Origin of the sequence: Chitinophaga sp. GbtcB8, from assembly GCF_019091455.1 — a bacterium.
Lineage (GTDB): Bacteria > Bacteroidota > Bacteroidia > Chitinophagales > Chitinophagaceae > Chitinophaga.
Genome location: NZ_JAGXJN010000008.1, coordinates 75,715 through 93,494, shown reverse-complemented (window position 1 = coordinate 93,494; position 17,780 = coordinate 75,715). Strand labels below are relative to the sequence as shown.

At 43.0% G+C, this 17,780-nt stretch carries 15 protein-coding genes; 7 read left to right on the top strand and 8 right to left on the bottom strand.

Going from position 1 to position 17,780, the window contains the following annotated elements; all coding sequences use genetic code 11:
- Window positions 1–39: 39 nt before the first annotated feature.
- Window positions 40–483 (bottom strand): MauE/DoxX family redox-associated membrane protein, encoded by a 444-nt coding sequence (locus tag KVT36_RS10345; protein ID WP_217603417.1) that lies wholly within the window; start codon window positions 481–483, stop codon window positions 40–42.
- A gap of 337 nt (window positions 484–820) precedes the next feature.
- Here KVT36_RS10345 and KVT36_RS10340 point away from each other — a divergent pair, with 337 nt between their 5' ends.
- From KVT36_RS10340 to KVT36_RS10315, 6 genes are all read left to right on the top strand, one after another.
- Window positions 821–1,555, top strand: a complete 735-nt coding sequence (locus tag KVT36_RS10340) for an N-acetyltransferase (RefSeq protein ID WP_217603416.1) — start codon at window positions 821–823, stop codon at window positions 1,553–1,555.
- 139 nt (window positions 1,556–1,694) lie between these two features.
- The gene (locus tag KVT36_RS10335; protein ID WP_217603415.1) at window positions 1,695–5,870 is read left to right on the top strand and encodes a DUF6531 domain-containing protein; all 4,176 of its coding nucleotides are present in this window, start codon (window positions 1,695–1,697) and stop codon (window positions 5,868–5,870) included.
- A 9-nt stretch (window positions 5,871–5,879) separates the two neighbouring features.
- Window positions 5,880–6,254: a hypothetical protein gene (locus tag KVT36_RS10330; RefSeq protein WP_217603414.1), complete on the top strand. Its 375-nt coding sequence runs from the start codon at window positions 5,880–5,882 to the stop codon at window positions 6,252–6,254.
- The gene (locus KVT36_RS10325; RefSeq protein ID WP_217603413.1) at window positions 6,241–6,726 is read left to right on the top strand and encodes a hypothetical protein; all 486 of its coding nucleotides are present in this window, start codon (window positions 6,241–6,243) and stop codon (window positions 6,724–6,726) included. Before KVT36_RS10330 ends, KVT36_RS10325 begins: the two co-directional genes overlap by 14 nt.
- A gap of 131 nt (window positions 6,727–6,857) precedes the next feature.
- Window positions 6,858–7,208, top strand: a complete 351-nt coding sequence (locus tag KVT36_RS10320) for a hypothetical protein (RefSeq protein ID WP_217603412.1) — start codon at window positions 6,858–6,860, stop codon at window positions 7,206–7,208.
- Window positions 7,209–7,397: 189 nt separating this feature from the next.
- Entirely contained in the window at window positions 7,398–8,234 is an 837-nt protein-coding gene (locus KVT36_RS10315) for an oxidoreductase (RefSeq protein ID WP_217603411.1), read from the top strand.
- A 116-nt stretch (window positions 8,235–8,350) separates the two neighbouring features.
- On the opposite strand, the gene KVT36_RS10310 is transcribed toward KVT36_RS10315, so the two are convergent.
- From KVT36_RS10310 to KVT36_RS10295, 4 genes are all read right to left on the bottom strand, one after another.
- Entirely contained in the window at window positions 8,351–8,932 is a 582-nt protein-coding gene (locus KVT36_RS10310) for a YdeI family protein (protein WP_217603410.1), read from the bottom strand.
- Window positions 8,933–8,942: 10 nt separating this feature from the next.
- Window positions 8,943–9,359 (bottom strand): DUF1761 domain-containing protein, encoded by a 417-nt coding sequence (locus tag KVT36_RS10305; RefSeq protein ID WP_217603409.1) that lies wholly within the window; start codon window positions 9,357–9,359, stop codon window positions 8,943–8,945.
- A gap of 69 nt (window positions 9,360–9,428) precedes the next feature.
- A complete protein-coding gene (locus KVT36_RS10300; protein WP_217603408.1) occupies window positions 9,429–10,127 on the bottom strand; it encodes a YafY family protein in 699 nt (232 codons plus the stop codon).
- Between the two features lie 82 nt (window positions 10,128–10,209).
- Window positions 10,210–10,644 carry a GNAT family N-acetyltransferase gene (locus KVT36_RS10295; RefSeq protein ID WP_217603407.1) on the bottom strand — a complete coding sequence of 145 codons (435 nt, stop codon included), beginning with the start codon at window positions 10,642–10,644 and terminating at the stop codon, window positions 10,210–10,212.
- Window positions 10,645–10,739: 95 nt separating this feature from the next.
- On the opposite strand from KVT36_RS10295, the gene KVT36_RS10290 reads away from it, so the two are divergent.
- Window positions 10,740–12,155, top strand: a complete 1,416-nt coding sequence (locus KVT36_RS10290; protein WP_217603406.1) for a PLP-dependent aminotransferase family protein — start codon at window positions 10,740–10,742, stop codon at window positions 12,153–12,155.
- A 101-nt stretch (window positions 12,156–12,256) separates the two neighbouring features.
- Here the strand turns inward: KVT36_RS10290 and KVT36_RS10285 are convergent, their stop codons facing one another.
- The 3 genes from KVT36_RS10285 to acnA form a co-directional block, all read right to left on the bottom strand.
- Window positions 12,257–12,763 (bottom strand): hypothetical protein, encoded by a 507-nt coding sequence (locus KVT36_RS10285; protein WP_217603405.1) that lies wholly within the window; start codon window positions 12,761–12,763, stop codon window positions 12,257–12,259.
- A 40-nt stretch (window positions 12,764–12,803) separates the two neighbouring features.
- On the bottom strand, window positions 12,804–14,372 hold the full coding sequence (locus KVT36_RS10280) for an FMN-binding glutamate synthase family protein (RefSeq protein ID WP_217603404.1): 1,569 nt from the start codon (window positions 14,370–14,372) through the stop codon (window positions 12,804–12,806).
- A gap of 607 nt (window positions 14,373–14,979) precedes the next feature.
- Window positions 14,980–17,757: an aconitate hydratase AcnA gene (gene acnA / locus KVT36_RS10275; protein WP_217603403.1), complete on the bottom strand. Its 2,778-nt coding sequence runs from the start codon at window positions 17,755–17,757 to the stop codon at window positions 14,980–14,982.
- Window positions 17,758–17,780 lie beyond the last annotated feature (23 nt).

Genomic DNA, 17,780 nt, shown 5'->3' with positions numbered 1-17,780 from the left:
CTTACAGGTTTCGGTTTGCCCTGCATTTGTTATATAACATTACGCAGCTACCGGCTGCACTTTTACCGTTTTATGATCATCTGCCTCGTATAACAGGATGCCTATAAAGCCCAGCACAATAAAAAAGATATTAAATACCAGGTGCTGATCCCAGTTCATGCTTTGCAGCACGCCCCCGCAGGAGCAGGGAATAAAATCACTGAACTTCAGGATGGCAATAATATACGCGGTGAACATGGTCATGAGGCTGAAAGCCGCATAAAACCCTACCAGGGCCCATTTAGGCACGGTTAGCAGCACCACTACTACCAGCTCAATTGCGGGGATGCCCCAGGCTACCCAGCGGGCAAAAGCAGTAAGCAGGGGCGATTTTCCCAGCTCCGCGCTGAAGCTCTCATAGTCTATAAGTTTATTGACACTTGCATAAATGAAGAGCACAATAAACAGGTAAGCAATAATATCCACGACCGTTTTTCTTTTCATAGAGGATCCGTTGACAATCTTTTGGCTGTAGCCAATAAATATAAAAATAATAATTTATTCTCTGGTTAATCCGGCGTTAAATACTGTAGTTGAGCACGCCCATTGCTGTTAGTATTGGATTAACAATTGCGTTAACGAATCATTATCCTGGTAAAGTTTTTAAAAGCACGAAATTCATATCGAGGAATTATATATGCATGTTTCGCATCACGCGGACAAAAAACCGGATTTTCTTGTCCGGTTTTTCCATTTATACCATCGCACCCCACTTTCCTGCGCATTTTGTACTTTACGTGATGGAACACCTAAACCATTCACATTTTTACGCCCGCGGCATATGGATATAAAAGTAATCCCGGTTGCGCTGGCTGATATACAGCCGCTGCGCAGTTTATTTTTACACGAAAGTAACTTCCAGTTTATTTATGATAAGTGCCACCTGTATGACTGGGCAGATACTTACCTGTTCATGATAAACGGGCAAAAGGTAGGCTACGGCGCCGTGTGGGGCCAAAGCAGAAGAGAGGACCGGGATGCCATTTTTGAGTTTTACATCCTGCCACCTTTTCGTGCAAAGGCCAATTATATTTTCCCGGAGCTCCGGGCCGCTTGCGGCGCTACCTTTATTGAATGCCAGAGTAATGATGCGCTGTTAACAGCTATGCTCTATGAGTATGCGCAGAACATTAATGCAGAAGCTATTTTATTTGACGAACATTATACCACGCACCTGCAGGTACCCGGGGTGGTCTTCGGCAAAAAACGGCTTGAAGATCCTAACAGGTATAACGTCGGCAATTATACTTTGGAAATAGATGGTGAAGAGGTGGCAGAAGGCGGTTTAATGCTGAACTACAACCTTCCTTATGCAGACATTTACATGAGCGTAAAAGAAGGCCTGCGGCAAAAAGGATTGGGCAGCTTAATTGTGCAGGAGCTAAAAAAAGAAGCCTACTTACAGGGCCGTGTGCCGGCTGCCCGTTGTAACATTAAGAACCAGGCCTCCAAAGCCACCTTGCTGAAAGCCGGTTTAAAGTGTTGTGGTTTTGTATTAAAAGGATCCCTCCCCTAATGTTCCGCTTTTATTTAATACGCACATTTTTTGCAAAAAACCTATATTGCAACCCTGAATATGCTTATTGTATAGTAACCATATCTTTGTCTTGTTCCCAATATCTACGAAATGTCATTGTGAGTTAAAAACTTGAACAATGCTGTTAACCAACAAACATTTTACACCAGTAATAGGCCTGGACATCCATATCGTGATCCTGTTAGGCTTTCCCGTTCCCCTGCCGCATCCGTACATTGGTTTTGTGGTAGATCCCATGGATTATATTCCATTCATTGGCGCTACCACCAAGATCAATCATGTACCCCGCGGTAAGAGCGATACCTCCGGTATTTTTATAATCCTCTTCCATATTCCCATGGGCGGGCCTTTCCTGCTGGCCCCTATGATAGGGCATGATTCTGTGAACTTCTTTGGCAGCCAGACCACCAAAGTTGAAGGCAACTTAATGAGCCCCTCCGGTCATATGCTGATGACCTGTAACGATATTGGCATTCCGCTTTCTTTGCAGCCCGGCAAAAAAATGAAGCCCATTCCCAGCATGTACCTGCCTACCTCCTTTTCCATACCGCTTTCTTTTGGCAAACCAGTAATGGTAGGCGGCCCTTATGTGCCGGATTGGGCAGGCGCTTTACTAAACCTGGTCATGAGCTTTGGGTTTGGCGCTTTAATGAAAGGTGTTGGAAAGCTGGGTAAAAAAGCGCTCACTAAATTCAATCATGCGCTTAAAGGGAAACTGGGCAGTAATAAGCTCAGTAAGTTCCTGTGTAAAAAAGGCTTTGAACCGGTAGACCTGGTGCAGGGCATTGTGATCTATGATGGAACGGATTTTGAGCTGGCCGGCCCTATTCCGCTGCGCTGGGAGCGTTCCTGGAACAGTGACAGTAAGCATAATGGCGTATTAGGCCACGGCACACATTTCAGCTATGACCTGCGTGTACAATCATTTGAGCAGGACCATGCAACCGTTGTATTGCTGGGCGATGGCCGCAGCGCAGTATTTGAAGCCCTGCCTTATGCAGGCAACACGGATTACAACCGGCATGAAAAGCTAACGCTTACCCGCACAGATATAGATGAATTTCAATTGCTGGATCATAGTGAGCGGTTGTATTATAACTTCCGCAAAGTTCATTCAACGGATGAACAGTATCGTTTATATTCCATCTGCAATGAAGCTGGTTTCCTCATCAGCTTTCACTACAATGGTAAAGGAGAGCTGGTACGGGTAATTGACAGCGCCGGGCGGCACCTGCACATTACCAATGATGATGCAGGCCGCATGACCAGCGTAACCGCCCGGCACCGCGGTGCAGAACAGGTGATGATCCGTTACGGTTACAACGAAGCCGGCGACCTGGCAACCATCACAGATGCGCTGGATCAAACCACCCGCATCCAATACCGCAACCATTTAATGGTGGCCAAAACAGACCGTAACGGGCAGAGCTTCTATTGGGAATATGATCATAAGGGACGTTGCGTGCATACCTGGGGCGATGATGGTATCCTGGAAGGATGGCTGGAATATTACCCGGAAAAAGGTTATAACCTCATTACCAATTCACTGGGCAAAAGCACGGCTTATTATTATACACCTGATTTTGTAGTTACACAGATCAAAGATCCATTGGGTAATTCCAGCTTCCTTGAATACACAGAAGATTTTGAGATCTACCGCGAGATAGATGAAGAAGCCAATGTAACCGGCTATAGTTATGATGAACGGGGTAACATTACCCGTGTTACCCAGCCGGACGGCAGCGCCTATACGTTTAATTATGATGAGGAGCAGCGCTTAACATTAGTGAGTGATCCGCAGGGCGCCAGCCGCACTTATATCTATCACAAAAAAGGATCTTTCAAAGGGCTGCTGCATACCATTACAGAAGCAGACGGCCGCATTTCCATATACCGGTATAACAGTAAAAACCTGCTGAGCAAAATAGAAGATGAGCAGGACAAACGATCATTGCTGGAATATGATGCCGATCATAACCTCAGCGCATTAACGCTGCCGGATGGCGGCCACTCCACCTGGACCTATGATGCCTGGGGACGTTGTATAAGATCAAGCAACCCGCTGCAGCAGGAACAGTACATCCGTTATGATGCGCTGGGCCGTGCAACGGAAATTAATTTAGCAGATGGTAACCAGGTACAGCTGCAGTACAACGCATATGATGAAGTGCTGCAGGCCCGCGATAAATACCATAATGTACGTTTTGCCTACACACCCCTGGGCAGCCTGAAAATGCGGGAAGAGAACGGCGTAAAGCTGCACTTCATATATAATAAGGAAGAACAGCTGACCGGTTTGGTGAATGAGCATGGGGAAGCTTATCATTTTTCCCGTAACGACCGTGGCGATATTATCCGGGAAACCGGCTTTGATGGCCTGCTACGCAATTATGAAAGAGATGCTGCCGGTAAAGTAATTAAAGTACAACGCCCCGGCGAACGCTGGACCGGTTATGAATATGACTATAACGGCCGCCTGACCCGTGCAGAGTATAGCGATGGCAGCTGGGAAACCTATAGCTACAACCGCAGCGGCCATCTCATAGAAGCCATGAATGAGCACAGCACCGTGAAATTCCAGCGCGATATAATGGGCCGCATAACGCAGGAATGGCAGAATGGATATACCGCAAACAGCACTTATAACCGCAACGGACGGCGTAATAAACTGCAGAGCAGCTTAGGCGCGCTCATACAATTACAACACAATGCAGCCGGTGATGTAACCGGTATGTTTGCACAAGCAGCCGTTGAGCAAAGCCCCTGGACCGCGCATATTGAACGTAATCTTTTAGGTCTTGAAATAGAACGTACCTTACCCGGCGGCATTAAAAGCAGCTGGACCTATGACCGTTCCGGTATGCCCGAAAGCCACACCGTAAACAGCGAACAACGTACTTTCCGCCGCCGGCACTATCGCTGGGATCCGAACCAACGGCTGAAACAGATCATTAATGGCATCAATAACACCCATGTTACTTTTGGTCATGATGATCTTGAAAACCTGGCCTGGGCCCAGTATGAAGACGGCACTTATGATTACCGCCTGCCTGACAAAACCGGCAACTTATATAAAACACCTGAACGTAAGGACCGCAAATATGGGCCCGGCGGCAAGCTGCAGGAAACCAATGATGCCCGTTTTATTTATGACGATGAAGGTAACCGTGTTAAAAAAATAGTTACCGCCGCACCAGTAGGCGGCGCTACCTGGGAATACGAATGGCATGGCAATGGTATGCTGAAAAAGGTAGTTCGCCCGGATGGCAGGCCGGTTGAGTTCCGCTACGATCCTTTAGGCCGGCGTATAGAAAAACAGTTCAACGGAACCATCACCCGTTTTGTATGGGATGGCAATGTACCATTGCATGAGTGGGATTATGCCAACACGGATCGTCCTGTTACTACTATAGATGAACTGGGCAATGTAGCCTTGAACCATCCTGAACCGGTACCAGCTGAAACCCTGGCTACCTGGGTGTTTGAAGATGGTACCTTTGCTCCGGCTGCGAAGATTATTAACGGGCAGCAGTATTCTATTATCAACGATCACCTGGGCACTCCTTGTGAGGCTTATGATGCTACCGGTGAAAAAGTATGGGCCTGCGAATTGGATATTTATGGCCAGGTGCGTAAGTTAGCAGGTGAGCGGGAGCTGGTGCCTTTCAGATACCAGGGGCAGTATGAGGATGTGGAGACAGGGTTGTATTATAACAGGTTCAGGTATTATAGCCCGGATGAGGGAGGGTATATTAGCCAGGATCCGATAAGAATTGAAGGAGGTAGCCGGCTTTATAACTATGTTGGAGATCCAAATATAGCCGTAGACGTAATTGGTTTGATGGAATTTTTCCATGCTACCAAGGCGGCGGACAGCGCTAATGCCATCAGGCAAAATGGTATAGATGTAAACAGAGGGCGCCCTAATCTGGATTTCAATCCCTCCGGGCAATCCGGCTTCTATGTAACTACAGATGTAAATCAGGCGCAGAAGTGGGCTGGTGAAAACGGAAAAATATTGAAATACGATGTACCTGATTCAGAACTAGCAAAGTTGAAAACAAAATCATTTGACACTCCAAATGCGGAATGGGGTCAGTTTGTAACAGATGGGCGTAAAGGTAATTTACATCATGATTTTGATATAGTTTCCGGTCCGATGCTTGCAAATCCCAGGGATATAAAAGGCAGGCGTCCCAAACGTCCTAAACCAATCGGCCAACAAACCGCGCTCTTTACTGACGACGCAGCCAAACTATTCGATAAACACCTTGTAGGTGAAGTTTGTCCTTAAAAATATATTATGATAAAAGACGGATTAATATTCAAAGATGAAGCAACAGGAAAAGACGTAGTCTTTAATTACTATACCTTCTACAGAATGGTAATTGCAAGCATAGAAAGATATACGAAAAAATCAGCTGCTGAAGCAAAGGAAATCGTAGATGCTTCTTTTATTGTACAAGATCCTCCTAAGACCCTGCTGGATGTTGCACATATGACACATGAATATGAATATCATTGGGCGATGATCCTTGTATATGGAGAAGAGTATTGGAATAAATATCCTGATATTAAAAGTACTCCTCCCGACGAATACTTTGACTGGTATGAGGAGTATGTAGAAAAAAACGATTTGCAGGAAGAGATTTTAATAGACGAAGATGAGCAGGAATAATTATGACATGACAGCCCGGGAAGTTATTCAACAAAATTGGCGGAAGCAAATATTATTAGGTTGCGAAGGCATTGTATTCAATGATGGAAATATCATTATTCTTGATTTTTATACAACCATCAGCAATACGCAAAGATCTTATTACATAAGTCCCATTTGTGACACTACCTTGTCAAGTATTGAAAAATACAACAATGATCCTTGGGTGGAAGTAACAATCCACCCCCAACACATAAAACTCGAAAACGGCGACACCATTTACTGTGGAGAAGGTGGCATGGGCAATGAGGGATTTGTGGCAATGGAAGATAAAGACGGCAATCTCAAATGGGCTTTTTTCAGCACACAGTCCAACCCGTTTGTAGGAATAGATCTGATGAATGATACCATCCGCGCCCATTCCACCTACGACCGGTATTATGATATTAATCTGCTTTCTCCTGAGAACATCAAGATCTCCAATATTCGTTAACATGGTATTTAAAATTTGCAGCCTTATAGCATATCAGCCGTACAAATGTATAAGCATGAATTTTGATTTAGCAAAGGTTCCCCTAGGCTATTCTGAATGCATATCTGCTATAAAAGTTAGTTCCATTAAATATGACCTTTAGCATATACGGAAGTGTGTTCTTCACCTGCGAAAAAAGAGACCTTACAGCAGTTGCCGAAATTGTATCAGAAAGACTAACCTCCAAAAAAGATAGCTTCGGCGGATTTGAGAACTACATCCGCGATGAAGTACCTACTGTTTATACGGATGATTTTTTGGGGTTACGGATAATTGTAATGCAGAACCCCGATGAAACAAATCAATTTGCCGTAGAAATCCTCGATAGAATACACAAGTATGGGAAGCATGAGCACCCCGCTAACAATCAGGATATTTCTCTCCGTATTCGTATGCTACTAGACGATTGTGAAGCGTTTCAGTTTATGGATGATGATGATTGAACTGGTTTCTCCACACTCAGTAATTCGCCAATTGCAGTGCACCTGATTTCAAATGTAAACTCAGCAGGAGACGCAGGTTGTTTCAATAAGGAAATAGCATGCTTGTATTATTCTCAGCAAATTTGTATAATTATATCAATAACCCATATACTTATCAAGCAACCTCATAAGTCTATAAAAAACACAATCATGGAAAAAGTATGGTTTATCACCGGCGCCTCATCAGGTTTTGGAAAGGCATTTGCCGAATATGCTATCACACAAGGTTATAAAGTAATAGTTACTGCACGCCGCCTGGATAAATTGGAAAGCATAAAAGCGCTTGCACCTGACCAGGTAGAAGCCATAAAAATGGATGTACATGACAATGCTGAGATCTCCGCTGCGGTTAAAAAAACCATCGATCGTTTTGGCCGGGTTGATGTGCTGATCAATAATGCCGGGTATGGCATAGTGGGCGCCGTTGAAGAAACACCAGAGAGCGAATTACGGGCCCTGATGGACACCAATTTCTTTGGCGCCGCAAGCGTAACGCAGGCTTTACTCCCAATATTCAGACAGCAAAGATCGGGAGCTATTGTTAATATCAGCAGCTTAGGCGGACAGCTCTCCTTTGCAGGATTCAGCGCATATTCTGCCTCAAAATGTGCACTGGAAGGCTTTTCAGAGGCTTTAGCCGATGAGCTGGCGCCCCTGGGAATAAAAGTGCTGATCGTAGAACCAGGTAATTTCAGAACTGAATTAGCAGGTGCCGCAATGAAACATATGCCGGAATTGGATGCTTACAAGGAAACCGTTGGAGCAACAAGAAATTTTGCCAGGGGAATGAATGGTACGCAGGAAGGCGATCCGGCAAAAGCTGCTGCCGCTATTGATAAAGCGCTGGCCGCAGAAAAAACACCATTAAGATTACAGCTGGGAGAAGATTCAGTAAATGCAATTAAAAAGCATAGCGAACAACTTTTACAGGATCTCGCAGCCTGGAAATCAGTAGCCATTAATACTAAACTAAGCACCGGCGCTTAAGCTCATAAAAATAATATGAGCAACCACTTTAAGATCCCGGTTGCTCATATTAACTGTTAATCATCCGCGCCGTCTGTTAGCCGCCAGGCGGAACAACGTTGAAACAAGTACTTCTTTCATCTGAATTGTTTAGGCTTCAGCTTCTGACTTGCAAGTTCCGCTATTTCATTGATCCTTTTTTGCCTTGTTTCAGGCCGTTTGGCAAGTACCAGCCATTGTAAGATGCTTTTTTTGACAGATCTGCTTAAGCTCATAAAATAGTCCTTTGATCCTGACTTGCTTTTAAATCCGCTGGCCAGGTCTTTCGGTATTTTTAATTTTTCAACATCGTCTAAAATTATCCATGAACCATTTTTCTTTGCGGTTTCAATACACTCGTAACCTGCTGCTGTCATAAGCCCTTCGCTGATTAGCCGCTGTACCTTTTCCTTGTTGATCTTTGACCAAACGCTTTTAGGTTTCCGTTTGCAGAAAAACTGCATAAACTTATCATCGCCCAGGGATGTTCGTGTACTGTCTATCCAGCCAAAACAAAGTGCTTCATCAACAGCGTCACTATAAATTACTGATGGAATATTAGACTTCTTCTTATAGTAAACAAGCAGAACGGATTCCTTCAAACGATGGTTTTCTTTTAACCATTGCCGCCAGTCTTCCCGGCTTGCCGGACAAAAAGTTGCTACCTCCTTTTTTTGCATTACGTTCACATTATTTCATTGTAATTAAAATAATGCTTACGATCACTATGCCCAATAAATGATAGGTACCGGTTATAATTCCATAAAGAATGGGCCGGGGGATATTGGGATTGATGGCAATATTAACTGTATTGGCAAACAAGTATCCAATGCCAATAACTATAGCAAACTCCAAAGCATCCGCTAAATGACGAATGTTCAGCGCATAAATTAAAACTGCGCTCACAATTGTGATCACCAGTGAGCAAAGCGCAGGGCCCACAATAAAAATAGGCGCGTTGTTTTGCAGGGTTTCGTTTTCACGGCCCAAAGAAATTTTGTACTGCTTAGTAAAAAGCAGCGTGAACCATAAGGCCCCGAGCAAAAAATACACAACAAATGCAAGTGAAACGCTGACCCAATTTAAATTTGCTAATTGACTAATCATAAAATTGACTTTTACTGTTTAGAATGCAAATCTAAATGGGCGGGATGACAGCCCTATGTCAGGGGTATTTCAGGAACTATAAAATTTGTCAAAATATTCCTGTAATGTCATTTTGTGCGGGGTGAATTTTTCAGAAAGCAGCTCCAGCTTTTTGATCCTGTCAAGACGGAAATACCGGAACTCTTTCCGTAAGCGGCACCAGGCTACCAACAGCCAGTTTTCCTGGGTGCTTAATAATGCAAACGGTTCAATGAACCTGGAACTTATTTTTTGGGTTTCGTTGGTATATTCAATTTTTACCAGGTTAAAGTTTGTAAGTGCAAACTGCAGCTCAGATAAATTATTACTGTTCCTTTCGCGGTTAAGGTTTTGATCGAACCTCGTTCTCTCTGAAAGTAAATTAGCTTTATCTTTTACACTATGGTTTAATACTGCTTTTATTTTGTCAATAGCTTCCGAATAATCTTTAATGAAGGATGTGTCTTTATTTTTCAGGACCAATTGTTCGGCAATAATTAAAGCATTGGCCTCGCTTTCCGTAAACATTACGGGTGGAAGCCTGTAATGTTCCATCAGCGAATATCCCTTGCCTTCTTCGGTCAGAACTGGAACACCGGCTTGCTCCAGTGCCCGGATGTCTCTGTAAATGGTCCGGATGCTTACCGAAAATTTAGCAGCAAGTTCGGGAGCGGTCAAAATACGTTTGGTCTGCAGCTGAGTAAGGATTGCAGTTAGCCGGGAAAGTCTTTTTGTGTCCGTGTTATCCATTATGCAATGTTGGAATGAAGAAAGGTTATTTTGATAACATTACAAAATGGCATCCGGAAAGCTTTACAGCAGAAGGCTTCGGCTATTCTGCATACTGTAAATGAACATCCGGTCTGTAAATTTCCAGGAGCTTGGCAGGGCCTGAAAGATCCTTAAACTCAAACTGACGGTATAACCCGTGCGCATCGCTTGTGTTCAGCATGATCCTTCTTAAACGTTTTGACCACGGCTGTTCCAATATAAAAGATAACATCTTTTTAGAGATCCCTTTTCCACGATGTGCCGGTAATACAAAGAAATCAGCGAACCAGCCGAAAGTGTAATAATCAGTGATCACTCTTCCAAATCCGATCTGCTGCCCATCTATAAAAGCTCCTACACAAAAGGAATGCCCCAGCGAATGCTGCACCAGCTCAAAAGAAATGTTCTTAGCCCAGTAAGAATCCTCGTTCAGGAAACGATGAACTACCTTAACATCCATATTCTCAACACCTGTTTTAATGCTTACTGCTGACATGTTTCTTTATAATTTTTATACAAAGCTATGCAAGCGCCCGGAATGAATACAGTCACAGTTTTTAATATTTCAATGGACACAGTTATCTTTATTGTATGAAGCAGGATTTTCTATATCTGCAAATATCAAACAACATTGCGCAGCTGATCAGAAAGGAAGTATTAAAAGCCGGCGACCGCTTGCCCTCTGTCAGAATGTTGTGTCATGAACATAACATTAGCATGAACACAGCAAAAAGGGTTTACCTGGAGCTGGAAGGACAGTCGCTGATAGAATCAATTCCACAGTCCGGGTATTTTGTAAGCCAGCTACCGTATAAAAGACTTCCGCTTCCGGAAACAAGCAGCCCTTCACAAATAAGCAGCAATAAAGAGCCGGATGAAATGATCAGTAAAGTCTATCTGAATATGGGCAGGAAAGACCTTACCCTGTTTTCCATTGGCGTTCCTTCAGATGAATTATTGCCATTGGCAGGCTTGAATAAAGAGATCATGCACGCCACCAGGCAGCTCCGTGACAGCGGCGCCGGGTATGAAGCATTGCAGGGAAATGAAAAGCTGCGAAAGATCATTGCAGCCCGCTCAATTTCCTGGGAAGGCAGCCTGCACGAAAACGACCTGGTTACTACTGCAGGAAGTATGAATGCGCTGGCATTCTGCATGATGGCGGTAGCAAAGCCGGGTGATACCATCGCCATAGAAAGCCCTGTTTACCCCGGCATTTTACAGCTGGCCGGAAGCATTGGCCTGAAGGTGCTTGAGCTGCCTACTCATCCTAATACAGGTATAAAAATTGAAGCGCTGAAGAAAGCAATTCATAAGATCAATCTTTGTCTTTTGGTTACAAACTTCAGCACTCCTTTAGGAAGCTGTATGCCGGATGAAAATAAAAAGGAGGTCGTGGCATTGCTGGCTAAACATAATATTCCACTCATAGAAGATGACCTGTATGGCGATCTTTATTTTGGCAGCCACCGGCCCAAATGTTGTAAGTCATTTGATAAAAACGGAACAGTGCTCTTATGCAGCTCCGTTTCTAAAACATTAGCCCCGGGCTATCGTGTAGGCTGGGTTGCACCCGGCAGGTACAAGGAGCAGATCCTGAAATTAAAACTTGCGCATGCAATATCTTCACCGGCCATTACACAGGAAGCCGCAGCTAACTATCTGAAAAGCGGCCGGTATGAAAATCATCTCCGGAAATTACGCAAGACATTATATAATAATTATCAGCACTACGCACATACCATCTCCCAACATTTTCCGGAAGGCACCAAAACAAGCAGGCCACAGGGCGGGCTTACCTTATGGGTTGAGCTGCCTAAAAAAATTGATACAACAGCGCTGTACAATCTCGCGATCAAACATAAGATCAGTATCGCTCCCGGCAGAATGTTTACGTTACAGGACCAATTTGAAAACTGTATGAGGCTTTGTATTGGTTTAAGCTGGTCGGAAGAGCTGCGGAGTAAGCTCATACAAATTGGCAGGCTGGCGAAGATGATGCTGTGAGTGATGACGCCACAACAAACCTAATACTTAACTTTGCAGTAACCATTAAATGTGTAAGATCCCGAACGGATCAAACAGTATTAATACCATTTAAATTAAACCTATATAGTTTCCCGATTAACGTTTGTTAATGGAACGCTGCTTATTTGGTATTGAATTTGTCTTTTCCAGTATTGTGCCTTTTTTATTCTCGAAGGAAGATCACACAAGTCATCCACCTCTTCATCAAAAAATGAAAAGGTGATAACTCCATTCCTCCGAAAAGTCAGCTCTAAATTTACTTTTCGGATATAGCCGCTTACGTCGCTGGATTTTTTTTCAATCTTACAAGATATTATTTCGTTCGGATTGAGGCAGTTCTCCCTGGTAATACCATTCTTGTACACAACGAAAATAAGTTTGTTCATATTTCGGTCCATAGCGATAAGCCTATTCCCCAACATATTCACCTCGGCAATTGACAGCCCTTGTCTTTTTATGAGACTTTGAAAGGCGTCTTTTACATGTTGATATACTTTCTGATGATGCCTGTCTGCAAAAAGCGATCTAAAGCCAAGATAAATAGGGATGGGCATTAAAAGCACCAATATTATTAAGAATATATACATACCGTTTGTTTTAATTTAAATAAAACGTTTCCATGGTCATTTAATTTAATGGTAATAAAAATTGCTGGCGATCCTTCTTTACATCCCAGTTTCGAAAATATATTTCTTCGAAGCTCATGATTGTTTGTTCATCTACTCTTCGAAAGAACTTTGAAGCGGGTATTTTTTGTACGTCATCAAATCCACATGCCTCCATCATTTCTTTTGTTGCCTTTATGGTATTCAAATGAAAATTATAAACTCTTACTCCCTTATCTGTTGGATCCAGCCCTTTGTATAATGCAGGATCTTGTGTGGTCACCCCAACAGGGCATTTGCCACTATCACATATCAATGCCTGGATGCAGCCGAGAGCAAACATCATCCCCCGTGCACTGTAACAAGCTGAAGCGCCTAAGGACAGCACCTTAAGTAAGTCGAAACCCGTGATTATTTTACCGGCAGCGATTATCTTAATATGCCTGGTGAGATCAAATTCATCTAATGCTTGTTTTACAAAGGTCAGTGCTTCATATAAAGGCATTCCCAGGTGATCAGTAAATTCCAAAGGGGCAGCGCCGGTACCACCCTCACCGCCATCCACTGATATGAAATCAGGAATGCAACCAGTTGATCTAATAGCTTTACAGATATCAATGAACTCCTGCTTGTCCCCAATACAGATCTTAAACCCCACCGGCTTCCCATCCGATAGCTCCCGCAAAAGCTGGAGAAACCGCGCCAATCCTTCAGGCGTATCAAACTCCTGGTGATTTGCCGGAGAATGAACGGTGGTTCCCGGTTTTACCTGTCTTATTGCAGCTATCTCCGCCGTATTTTTTGCAGCCGGTAAAATTCCGCCATGGCCGGGTTTTGCACCCTGAGATAATTTTAGCTCAATCATTTTTACCTGTGGGCGTAAGGCATTTTTACGGAATGCAATTGGGTGAAATCTTCCGTTGTCGTCCCGGCAACCAAAATAACCTGTTCCTATTTGCCAGATCAGATCTCCTCCCTTAAGATGATATTCACTAATTCCACCCTCACCTGTATTGTGCGCAAAACTTCCCAGTTTAGCGCCCTCATTCAGCGCTATAACAGCAGTTTTACTCAATGCACCAAAACTCATAGCGCCAATGTTATAAATACTGGCATGATAAGGCTGCAGGCATAAATGATTTCCGATCCACACACGTAAATCTTTCGGTTCTAATTTTATTGGATATACAGAATGCGCTACCCATTCAAAACCTGATACATTCGGATCCGTTTGCATTCCAAAGGCAACCGTTTGCTGTTCATCTTTTGCTCTTTGATAAACAATTGATCGCTGGCGCCTGTTGAAAGGTTTGCCATCAAGGTCTGATTCAATAAAATATTGACGTATTTCCGGCCTGACAGTTTCAAATAAATAACGCAAATACCCAATAACAGGAAAGTTTCTTAGAATGGCATGCTTCTTCTGCCTGATATTTGCAATTGCCAATAACAGTAACGGCAACGTGAGGCTGAGAACCAGGTACCACATACCATTTCCGGTAAATGCTTCTCTTATTGCGATGATGTTTATTAAAATTAAAACCAGTATAATAATTCCGCTAACCGGAATCGATTTATTGTCTCGTGCCATAATAATTCCCATTTACATACAAACAAGCATGTTTATTCACCTGCAAATATTTACTTTTAGCAAATGCTACAGGCAATGATCGTTGTTATTAGAATTTATTAAATTATAACGGCTCCTTATCCATCAAATAAGCGGTGAAATCAATAAATGGGCACCGCTGCTATTCCTGTTTGGATAGCAGTTTTTAAAATTGTTTAGATCAAATGGAAAATAAGCCGGACCCCGGCCTTATTAATAAGTGAGCCGGGGATTAATTATGAAAGTCCTTAAAGGTTGGAAAGAAATTCAACTTTCTGCTGAATTTGGAGATATTGCAGGTCCAATAAAATGCCGTTTCAGGCAATCCTTGCCTGAAGATCATTTTATAACTATATTTATTTGTACCTGGCATATTGCAAAGATAAGCCTAATAAGTAAGAGAATCCGGAAGCAATCACTGGTAAATTGTTAAAAAATTCATTTAGGCTGTTAATTATTTCCCTTCTTTCTTTTCCTAAGTTGCCTCCTCAGTTTTTCACTACAGATCATAACAATATTTTTATTCTGTTAATGGGTGGGTTGCCAAATTGTCCATATAGTTCCACTTTCCCTTTTCATTGCTAAATGACTAATTTGTTTTTTCAAGGAATTGCCTCAGCACATATTGAAGTATTCCGCCATGGCGGTAATATTCGATCTCAATTTTAGAGTCCACCCTGGCAATTACCTTAAATTTGATCTCCTCTCCATTTTCTTTCCTGGCAATTACGTCTAACTTTTTTAGTGGTTTGAAGTTTGTGGAAATACCGATTATTGTAAACGTCTCATTCCCCGCAAGGCCCAATTTCTCAGCATTATCGCCATTTTCATATTGCAGTGGTAATACCCCCATACCTACCAGGTTGCTCCTGTGTATCCGTTCATAACTCTCTGCCAGTATAGCTTTAATGCCCAGCAGGAACGCGCCTTTTGCAGCCCAATCTCTGGAAGAGCCACTTCCGTATTCTTTCCCGGCCAGTACCAGTAATGGTGTCTTAGCTTGCTTGTATTTCACCGAAGCATCATAAATTGTCATTTCTTCACCTGTAGGAAAATGCTTTGTATAACCACCTTCTTTTTGTATAAGCCTATTTCTTATTCGTACATTGGCAAAAGTGCCCCGTAACATTACTTCATCATTACCTCTTCTGGAGCCATATGAATTGAAATCTTCTTTTTTCACACCCTGGCTGATTAAGTACGCGCCGGCTGCGGAAAGTTCATTAAACTGCCCGGCAGGTGAAATATGATCGGTAGTAATGCTATCACCCAATACCAACAGAACGCTTGCATCGTGAATGTCCTTTAGCGGCTCTGCTTTATCGGAAATGTTATAGAAAAATGGAGCTTCCCTGATATAGGTGGAGCTTTTATCCCACTCATACAATGTATCATCAGGGACTGTCAGGTTCCTCCATATCTCATTGCCTTCAAATATTTCTCCATAACTCTTAGCGAAATCGAGGGGAGAAAGCACCTGACCCATCAACTCATTAATTTCATTATCGGTTGGCCAGATATCTTTTAAATACACCGGCTGCCGGTTAGGATCGAAGCTGATCGGCTCGTTTATCAGGTCTATGTCAACCCGGCCTGCAATAGCATATGCTACCACAAACATAGGAGACATTAAGAAGTTCATTCTTACCTGCGGGTGAATTCTTGCTTCAAAATTACGATTACCAGAAAGTACAGAAACTGCCACAAGATCATGTTCATCTATAGCTTTTGCAACAAAGGCCGGCAGGGGGCCGGAGTTACCAATGCAGGAAGTACAACCATATCCTACTGTATGGAACTGCATTGCTTCCAGGTCATCTAACAAATCCGCTTTTTCAAGATAATCCGTAACTACTTTTGACCCCGGCGCCAAAGAAGTTTTCACCCATGGTTTTGTTTTCAATCCATGCTCTCTTGCCTTCCTGGCAACCAAACCTGCACCGATCATCACAAATGGATTGGAGGTATTGGTACAGGAAGTAATAGCCGCAATAGCTACAGCACCATCCGAGAGCATAAAACTCTCTTCTCCGATAGTTATCCATACATTTTTTCGTCCATTTACTATCGTTTCTTCAATATCCGGTTCGGAGTCCGTTTCAGCTGATGCCGGTTTTATAGGCTGGCTGCCTCCTTCCGCCATCCAACGGCTTAACTGTTTTATTTCCGTATACTTACGGCCATAGCTCTCGTCCAGCAATTCAACGAACTTTGATTTAAATTCCTTCACTAAAATTTTATCCTGCGGGCGTTTGGGTCCGGCCACTGAAGGTTCGATCATCGAAATATCCAGTTCTACAATATCAGAATAATCAATGTCTTCAGCGCCGGTTCTCCACAACATATTTGTCTTACAATAATCTTCCACCAACTTTACCTGTTCTTCCGACCGGTTACTCCTGCGCATATATTCCAGGGTTTTATCATCCACGGGGAAATAAGTAATCGTAGACCCAAATTCAGGAGACATATTTCCAATAGTGGCACGGTCGGGAACAGAAAGATTATCGAGGCCTGGGCCGAAGACTTCAACAAATTTTCCAACTACACCATATTTTCTTAGCAATGATGCAATGGTCAATACCAGGTCAGTAGCAGTAGAACCAAGTGGAAGGTTGCCGGTAAGCCTCAGGCCGATCACTTCCGGCATGATAAAATAGATGGGTTGCCCGAGTAAGGCTGCCTCTGCTTCAATACCACCTACACCCCAGGCCACAACACCTATCCCATTTACCATAGGAGTATGGCTGTCAGTCCCCACTAATGTGTCAGGAAAAATTTCACCATTACGCTCAATTACGCCTTTGGATAAATATTCCAGGTTTACCTGGTGACAAATGCCCATCCCCGGAGGAACTACGCTGAAATTATTGAATGATCTTTGCGCCCATTTCAAAAACCGGTATCGTTCATTGTTCCGCTTATATTCCTCATCTATATTACGGGCATAAGAATATTCCGTTCCAAAATAATCAACCTGTACTGAATGATCAATGATAAGATCAACAGGAATTAACGGATTTATCTCATTAGGGTTTTTATTTTTCCTTGCTATTTCTGACCGTAAGGAAGCAATGTCAACTACAGCAGGCACTCCTGTAAAGTCCTGCATTAATACACGGGCGGGCTTAAATGGAATGTCCTTGTCTGAACCAAGAGGATTCCATTGAAGGATGGTTTCAATATTGTCTTTTGTGATGGCAAAATCATCAAAATTTCTTAATGCATTTTCCAGTAAAATCCGGATAGAAAAAGGCAGCTTATTAATTTTATGCCCCTGCTTTTCAAGTTCAGCCAGACTATAATATGAAAAAGTGCCATTTTTCGTGGTCAATAGCCTTTTTATTTGATAAGGATCTTTGAGCATGGTAATGCGGCTTTAATTACTTT

What these genes read in the sequence shown, in the direction of transcription:
- KVT36_RS10345 (WP_217603417.1), bottom strand. Translation starts at nt 483, where the DNA reads ATGAAAAGAAAAACGGTCGTGGATATTATTGCTTACCTGTTTATTGTG.
- KVT36_RS10340 (WP_217603416.1), top strand. Translation starts at nt 821, where the DNA reads ATGGATATAAAAGTAATCCCGGTTGCGCTGGCTGATATACAGCCGCTG.
- KVT36_RS10335 (WP_217603415.1), top strand. Translation starts at nt 1,695, where the DNA reads ATGCTGTTAACCAACAAACATTTTACACCAGTAATAGGCCTGGACATC.
- KVT36_RS10330 (WP_217603414.1), top strand. Translation starts at nt 5,880, where the DNA reads ATGATAAAAGACGGATTAATATTCAAAGATGAAGCAACAGGAAAAGAC.
- KVT36_RS10325 (WP_217603413.1), top strand. Translation starts at nt 6,241, where the DNA reads ATGAGCAGGAATAATTATGACATGACAGCCCGGGAAGTTATTCAACAA.
- KVT36_RS10320 (WP_217603412.1), top strand. Translation starts at nt 6,858, where the DNA reads ATGACCTTTAGCATATACGGAAGTGTGTTCTTCACCTGCGAAAAAAGA.
- KVT36_RS10315 (WP_217603411.1), top strand. Translation starts at nt 7,398, where the DNA reads ATGGAAAAAGTATGGTTTATCACCGGCGCCTCATCAGGTTTTGGAAAG.
- KVT36_RS10310 (WP_217603410.1), bottom strand. Translation starts at nt 8,932, where the DNA reads ATGCAAAAAAAGGAGGTAGCAACTTTTTGTCCGGCAAGCCGGGAAGAC.
- KVT36_RS10305 (WP_217603409.1), bottom strand. Translation starts at nt 9,359, where the DNA reads ATGATTAGTCAATTAGCAAATTTAAATTGGGTCAGCGTTTCACTTGCA.
- KVT36_RS10300 (WP_217603408.1), bottom strand. Translation starts at nt 10,127, where the DNA reads ATGGATAACACGGACACAAAAAGACTTTCCCGGCTAACTGCAATCCTT.
- KVT36_RS10295 (WP_217603407.1), bottom strand. Translation starts at nt 10,644, where the DNA reads ATGTCAGCAGTAAGCATTAAAACAGGTGTTGAGAATATGGATGTTAAG.
- KVT36_RS10290 (WP_217603406.1), top strand. Translation starts at nt 10,740, where the DNA reads ATGAAGCAGGATTTTCTATATCTGCAAATATCAAACAACATTGCGCAG.
- KVT36_RS10285 (WP_217603405.1), bottom strand. Translation starts at nt 12,763, where the DNA reads ATGTATATATTCTTAATAATATTGGTGCTTTTAATGCCCATCCCTATT.
- KVT36_RS10280 (WP_217603404.1), bottom strand. Translation starts at nt 14,372, where the DNA reads ATGGCACGAGACAATAAATCGATTCCGGTTAGCGGAATTATTATACTG.
- acnA (WP_217603403.1), bottom strand. Translation starts at nt 17,757, where the DNA reads ATGCTCAAAGATCCTTATCAAATAAAAAGGCTATTGACCACGAAAAAT.